Below are 6287 nucleotides of genomic sequence, written 5' to 3'. Positions count from 1 at the left end.
TTCCTGGGACGCCAACCGCTCCCGGAGCGGAACTACCTCACCGACGCACTGCGTACCGAAACCGTCGGCGGAGTCATCCTGCTGGTCGCCGCGGTGGCCGCGCTGATCTGGGCGAACACCTACGGATCGAGCTACACGCGCGTCAGCCACCTCCACTTCGGGCCCGAGGCGCTCGGTCTGCATCTCTCCGTGGCGCACTGGGCGGCCGACGGACTGCTCGCGATCTTCTTCTTCGTCGCCGGGGTCGAGCTCAAGCGCGAACTCGTCGCAGGTGAACTGCGCGACCCGAAGGCCGCCGCCCTGCCGGTCGTCGCCGCACTCTGCGGCATGGCCGTGCCCGCGGTCGTCTACACACTGGTAACGGTGCTCGGCAACGGCTCCACCAGCGGCTGGGCCGTCCCCACGGCCACCGACATCGCCTTCGCGCTGGCCGTCCTCGCGGTCATCGGCACCTCGCTGCCGTCCGCGCTCCGTGCGTTCCTGCTGACCCTCGCCGTCGTCGACGACCTCTTCGCGATCCTGATCATCGCCGTCTTCTTCACCGACACCATCGACTTCGTTGCGCTCATCGGCGCCTTCGTCGGCCTGGCCGTCTTCTACCTGCTGCTGCGTCTCAACGTCCGCGGCTGGTACATCTACATACCGCTCGCCCTGGTCATCTGGGGGCTGATGTACAACAGCGGCGTCCACGCCACCATCGCCGGCGTCGCGATGGGCCTGATGCTGCGCTGCACCAGGCGCGACGGCGAGGAACGCTCCCCCGGGGAACGCATCGAACACCTGGTCCGCCCGCTGTCGGCCGGTTTCGCCGTACCGCTGTTCGCGCTCTTCTCGGCCGGGGTCTCACTCTCCGGCGGTGCACTGGCCGGCGTGTTCACCCGGCCCGAAACACTCGGTGTCGTGCTGGGACTCGTCCTCGGCAAGACGATAGGCATCTTCGGCGGCACGTGGCTGGCCACCCGGTTCACCAAGGCGGAGCTGAACAAGGAGTTGGCCTGGGCCGACGTCTTCGCGGTCGCCTCGCTCGCCGGGATCGGCTTCACCGTCTCGCTGCTGATCGGTGAGCTCGCCTTCACCGGCGACGACGACATGATCAACGAGGTCAAGGCGTCGGTTCTGCTCGGCTCCCTGATTGCCGCCGTACTCTCCGGTGTACTGCTCAAATTCCGGGTACGCAGATACCGGGCGCTCTCGGACGCGGAGGAGCTCGACGAGGACGAGTCGGGGATACCGGACGTCTATGAACAGGACGATCCGGAGTACCACCTGCGGATGGCCGCGATCCACGAGCGGAAGGCTGCCGAGCATCGCCGCCTTGCCCAACTGGCGGGGGCAGCGAGCAACAAGCCGGACAGTCCGGCATGATCTGACATCGGATGTGTTGAACAGGAGAGGGAGTCAGGCATGAGCGACCCCGGCAATTACGCGGGCAGCGCCGACCGCAGTCTCGGCCAGCTGGTCGCCTCGGCGACGGCCGAACTGTCGGCGCTGGTACACGACGAGATTGCCCTGGCCAAGGCCGAGGTGCGACAGGACGTCAAGCGCGGCGTCACCGGCGGCGTGGCGTTCATCGTCACGGGTGTGCTGATCCTGTTCGCGATCCCGGTGCTGAGCTTCGCGGCCGCGTACGGAATCCACAACCTGGGGCTGGGCCTCGCCTGGTCGTTCCTGATCGTGGGCGGCGCGTTCATCCTGCTGGGGATCCTGCTCGCACTCTTCGGCTACGCCAAGTTCAAGAAGGTCAAGCCGCCGGAGAAGTCCATCGCGTCGGCGAAGCAGACCGCCGCCGTCCTCCAGGGCGTCAAGCCGCACCCGCGTCCGGGCATCGCCGCGAACGCGATCCTTCCGGCGGGCGGCAGCACACTTGCGGACAAGGCCATCGAGAACCGTCCGGTCCAGGACAAGGCGTCAGCTGTGGCACGCTCATCGACATGACGGTCCCCGATTCCAGCGCATTCGGCCCAGTGGGCCCGGACGACCGGGCGGGCCACGAAGGGCCGGCCGGTCCCCCGGCAGGCCCTTCCGCCACACCGCCGCCCCCGGCCTCAGCGTCTTTCACCGGCCCGCTGGGCCCCGCGGCCGGGTCCGGTGGCCCCGTCCGCCTGGACGGCCCCTGGACGCACCGCGACGTGGCGGCCAACGGCGCCCGCTTCCACATCGCCGAAATGGGTGAAGGACCACTGGTCCTGCTCCTGCACGGCTTCCCGCAGTTCTGGTGGACCTGGCGCCACCAAATGCCCGCGCTCGCCGACGCGGGGTTCCGCGCGGTGGCGATGGACCTGCGCGGAGTGGGCGGCAGCGACCGTACGCCCCGGGGTTACGACCCGGCCAACCTGGCGCTGGACATCACCGGCGTGATCCGCTCGCTCGGCGAGCCCGATGCCGCCCTGGTCGGCCACGACATGGGCGGCTACCTCGCCTGGACGGCCGCGGTGATGCGCCCGAAGCTGGTGCGCCGGCTGGTGGTCTCCTCGATGCCGCATCCGCGGCGGTGGCGCTCCTCGATGCTCTCCGATTTCGCGCAGTCCCGCGCGGGCTCGTACATCTGGGGCTTCCAGCGGCCGTGGGTGCCGGAGCGTCAGCTCGTCGCGGACGACGCGGCGTTGGTGGGCCGGCTGATCCACGACTGGGCGGGGCCTCGGACCGCGGGCTTCCCTGCCGACGCGACCGTGGACGTCTACCGGCGCGCCATGTCCATTCCGTCGACGGCGCACTGCGCGATCGAGCCGTACCGCTGGATGGTGCGCTCGCTGGCCCGCCCGGACGGTATCCAGTTCAACCGGCGCATGAAGCGGCCGGTGCGGGTGCCCACGCTGCATCTGCACGGTTCACTCGATCCGGCGGTACGCACCCGGAGTTCGGCGGGGTCCGGCGAGTACGTGGAGGCACCGTACCGTTGGCGACTTTTCGACGGTCTGGGGCACTTCCCCCACGAGGAGGACCCGGCCGGGTTCTCGGCCGAACTCATCAGCTGGCTCAAGGATTCCGAGCCCGACCGCTAGCCGACGGGCACACACGTCCTACGAACAGCCACTTGCCTGACGCATAGGCCAATTGGCTGACGGATGGGCGATTACCGACCATGAGCCACGGGCAGACGTCGGGGTATGGGCTGGACGCACGACTTCGGTGACGCAGCAAGCAATCGTCGCTCGACCGCCACGGCGGGTCCGGGCACTCATGAGGGGAGCGGCCTCCAGGGCCGGGTGCACGCTATGCATGTTCTGCATGATCCCCGGCTCGGCATCCCGCGCATTCTCCGCCGCCGGGCCCGCTGGGTCTCGGCGCGGCTGCGCCACCCGCGCGGATGACCCCACGATCCCGGCGGATGACCACCCGGCCTCCGCGGACGGCCTCCCGGTCACCCACCACCATCACGCTCTGAGCCCCTCGCTCCCCGGCTCGCGGGTTCCCGGCTCGCGGGTTCCCGGCTCACGGGTTTCTGCCCGGCCGGCTCCCTCGCCCGGCCGGGACGAGGGGCCCTAGAGCGCACACGCCTGACTGTCGACCTGCTGGTTGGCGGTGCGGCCCTGTGCGATGTCCTGACGGATCTCGTCGGCCGTCAGCGCGTAGCCGGTATTCGGGTCGTCGAGCGACTTGGCGAAGACGACTCCGTACACCTTGCCGTCGGGGGTCAGCAGCGGTCCGCCGGAGTTCCCCTGGCGGACCGTCGTGAAGAGCGAGTACACATCGCGGCGGACGGTGCCCCGGTGGTAGATGTCCGGGCCGTTGGCGTCGATACGGGCGCGGACCCGCGCGGCCCGTACGTCGTACCCGCCGTTCTCCGGGAAACCCGCGACGATCGCGCCGTTGCCGGTCGCGGCGTCGTGGTCGGTGTCGGTGAAACCGAGCGGCTTCGCGTCGAGATCCGGGACGTCGAGTACGGCGATGTCGCGCCGCCAGTCGTAGAGGACGACCTTCGCGTCGTACAGCCGTCCCTGGCCGCCGATCTGGACGGTCGGCTCGTCGACGCCGCCGACGACGTGGGCGTTGGTCATCACCCGGCGGTCGGAGAAGACGAAGCCGGTGCCTTCGAGAACCTTGCCGCAGCTCGGGGCCGTACCGACGACCTTGACGATGGACTTCTTGGCGCGGGCGGCGACCGGGCTGCCCCCCAGGGCCGGATCGGGGGCCTTGACTTCAGTGATCGGCTCGTTGGCGAACGGGCTGAAGACCTGTGGGAAGCCGTTCTGCGCGAGGACCGAGGAGAAGTCCGTGAACCAGGTGGAGGCCTGGGGCGGCATCACCCGGGAGATGCCGAGCAGCACGGAGGAGCTGCGCACCTCCTTGCCCAGCGTCGGCAACGAGGTGCCGGCCAGTGCGGAGCCGATCAGCCAGGACACCAGCAGCATCGCCACGACGTTGACCAGCGCGCCGCCCGTCGCGTCGACAGCGCGCGCGGGCGACCACGTGATGTACCTACGGAGCTTGTTCCCCAGGTGGGTGGTGAAGGCCTGGCCCACCGAGGCACACACGATCACGACGATGACCGCGACGATGGCGGCCGTTGACGAGACCTCGGAGCCGTCCGTCACCTGGTCCCACAGGATCGGCAGCAGATAGACGGCGACGAGACCGCCGCCCAGGAACCCGATCACCGACAGAATGCCGACGACGAACCCCTGGCGGTATCCGATGACCGCGAACCACACGGCGCCGGCAAGCAGCAGGATGTCCAGCACGTTCACCGTCTATAGCCTCACAGATTCGTCACCGGGCCCGTACGTCTCTCTGGGTCCGGGCGGGCCCGGAGCAGTGGAGCACGGGTGTCAGCCTGTCATGCGCGCCAGTCGAGCGGCACCTGCTTGGCTCTGTCCCAGGGGCGCTCCCAGCCCGCGAAGTGCACAATCCGGTCGATCACGCCGGCTGTGAACCCCCATACGAGTGCGGATTCGACCAGAAATGCCGGGCCTCGGTGACCGCTGGGATGGACGGCCATGGCCCGGTTCGCCGGGTCCGTGAGATCCGCCACGGGGACGGTGAAGACCCGCGCGGTCTCACCCGGGTCGACGACTCCGACCGGGCTGGGCGAATGCCACCAGCCGAGGACCGGCGTCACCACGAAGCTGCTCACAGGGATGTAGAGCCGGGGCAGCACGCCGAACAGCTGCACGCCGTGCGGATCGAGGCCAGTCTCCTCCTCGGCCTCCCGCAGCGCGGCCCTGAGCGGCCCCGTCGTCGCCTGGTCGCCGTCCTCGGGGTCCAGGGAGCCGCCGGGGAAGGAGGGCTGCCCGGGGTGCGAGCGCAGGCTCCCGGCGCGCTCCATCAGGAGTAGTTCCGGCCCGCGCGCCCCCTCGCCGAACAGGACGAGAACGGCCGACTGCCGTCCCGCTCCGCTCTCGGGCGGCAGGAAACGGCTGAGCTGCTGCGGCTCGACGGTGCGCGCGGCGTGCGCGACGGGGTCCAGCCAGCCGGGCAGGCCCTCAGTGGTGACGGTGATCGAGGCCTCGCCACCGGCACCCGGCCCGTGCGCGGCCGACGGCGCGGCGTTCGCGTCCGTGCTGTGTTGATGCGTCTTCATGGGCACCCCTCGTCTCACAACGCCTGTCGTCACGCATTTCGTTCCGGTGCGGCGCCCGGGTCAGCCGGCGCCCAGGGCGGGGGCGGGGGCGCCCGGGTACTCCGGCGGCGGGCTCAGCCGCTGACCGGGCCGGCCCCCCATCTCGTACTTCAGAAGCTTCCGGGCCTTCTCGGGGTCCGTCTCGCCCTCTCCGTACGAGGGACAGAGCGGGGCGATCGGACAGGCGCCGCAGGCGGGGTTGCGGGCGTGGCAGATGCGGCGCCCGTGGAAGACGACGCGGTGCGAGAGCATCGTCCACTCGCTCTTGGGGAAGATCTCCGCGATCTCCGCCTCGACCTTCACCGGATCCTCCTGCTCGGTCCACTTCCAGCGGCGCACCAGCCGTCCGAAGTGGGTGTCGACAGTGATCCCAGGTACGCCGAAAGCATTGCCCAAAACCACATTGGCGGTCTTGCGACCGACTCCCGGCAGGGTCACGAGGTCCTCGAGCCGTCCGGGCACCTCGCCGTCGAAGTTGTCCCGGAGGGCGGCGGAGAGGCCCAGCAGCGACTTGGTCTTGGCACGGAAGAAGCCGGTCGGCCGGATGATCTCTTCCATTTCCTCCGGGACGGCCGCGGCCATGTCCTCGGGGGTGGGGTACGCGGCGAAGAGCGCGGGGGTGGTCTGGTTGACCCTCAGATCGGTGGTCTGGGCGGAGAGCACCGTGGCGACGAGAAGCTCGAAGGCGTTCCGGAAGTCCAGCTCCGGATGGGCATAGGGGTAGAGC

The 6287-nt window shown here is 69.8% G+C and carries 7 protein-coding genes; 4 read left to right on the top strand and 3 right to left on the bottom strand.

The genetic code is table 11. The features are described 5' to 3' along the window. The first annotated feature begins 3 nt into the window (after positions 1 to 3). The 4 genes from nhaA to J1C73_RS35320 all read left to right on the top strand — a co-directional run bounded on the left by nhaA (position 4) and on the right by J1C73_RS35320 (position 3311). On the top strand, positions 4 to 1365 hold the full coding sequence (gene nhaA, locus J1C73_RS32960; RefSeq protein ID WP_207319572.1) for a Na+/H+ antiporter NhaA: 1362 nt from the start codon (positions 4 to 6) through the stop codon (positions 1363 to 1365). 39 nt (positions 1366 to 1404) lie between these two features. After that, entirely contained in the window at positions 1405 to 1935 is a 531-nt protein-coding gene (locus tag J1C73_RS32955; RefSeq protein WP_123460125.1) for a phage holin family protein, read from the top strand. Further along, the gene (locus J1C73_RS32950) at positions 1932 to 3002 is read left to right on the top strand and encodes an alpha/beta fold hydrolase (protein ID WP_207319571.1); all 1071 of its coding nucleotides are present in this window, start codon (positions 1932 to 1934) and stop codon (positions 3000 to 3002) included. The genes J1C73_RS32955 and J1C73_RS32950 overlap by 4 nt, the downstream gene beginning before the upstream one ends. A gap of 105 nt (positions 3003 to 3107) precedes the next feature. Then, positions 3108 to 3311, top strand: coding sequence for a hypothetical protein (locus tag J1C73_RS35320; RefSeq protein ID WP_242645048.1), 204 nt, complete (start codon positions 3108 to 3110; stop codon positions 3309 to 3311). Positions 3312 to 3482: 171 nt separating this feature from the next. On the opposite strand, the gene J1C73_RS32945 is transcribed toward J1C73_RS35320, so the two are convergent. From J1C73_RS32945 to nth, 3 genes are all read right to left on the bottom strand, one after another. After that, positions 3483 to 4688 (bottom strand): MarP family serine protease, encoded by a 1206-nt coding sequence (locus J1C73_RS32945; RefSeq protein WP_207319570.1) that lies wholly within the window; start codon positions 4686 to 4688, stop codon positions 3483 to 3485. Positions 4689 to 4777: 89 nt separating this feature from the next. Next, entirely contained in the window at positions 4778 to 5521 is a 744-nt protein-coding gene (locus J1C73_RS32940) for an NUDIX hydrolase (RefSeq protein ID WP_207319569.1), read from the bottom strand. Positions 5522 to 5581: 60 nt separating this feature from the next. Further along, positions 5582 to 6287 (bottom strand): endonuclease III (gene nth / locus J1C73_RS32935; RefSeq protein ID WP_207319568.1); only part of this gene is annotated, 706 nt, incomplete at its 5' end.

The organism is Streptomyces laculatispora, from assembly GCF_017353455.1.
In the GTDB taxonomy this organism is placed as follows: domain Bacteria; phylum Actinomycetota; class Actinomycetes; order Streptomycetales; family Streptomycetaceae; genus Streptomyces; species Streptomyces laculatispora.
This window is presented reverse-complemented; position numbering and strand designations above follow the sequence as displayed.

Coding starts and splice junctions, on each gene's coding strand:
- J1C73_RS32955 (WP_123460125.1), top strand. CDS start 1,405: ATGAGCGACCCCGGCAATTACGCGGGCAGCGCCGACCGCAGTCTCGGC.
- J1C73_RS32950 (WP_207319571.1), top strand. CDS start 1,932: ATGACGGTCCCCGATTCCAGCGCATTCGGCCCAGTGGGCCCGGACGAC.
- J1C73_RS35320 (WP_242645048.1), top strand. CDS start 3,108: ATGGGCTGGACGCACGACTTCGGTGACGCAGCAAGCAATCGTCGCTCG.
- J1C73_RS32940 (WP_207319569.1), bottom strand. CDS start 5,521: ATGAAGACGCATCAACACAGCACGGACGCGAACGCCGCGCCGTCGGCC.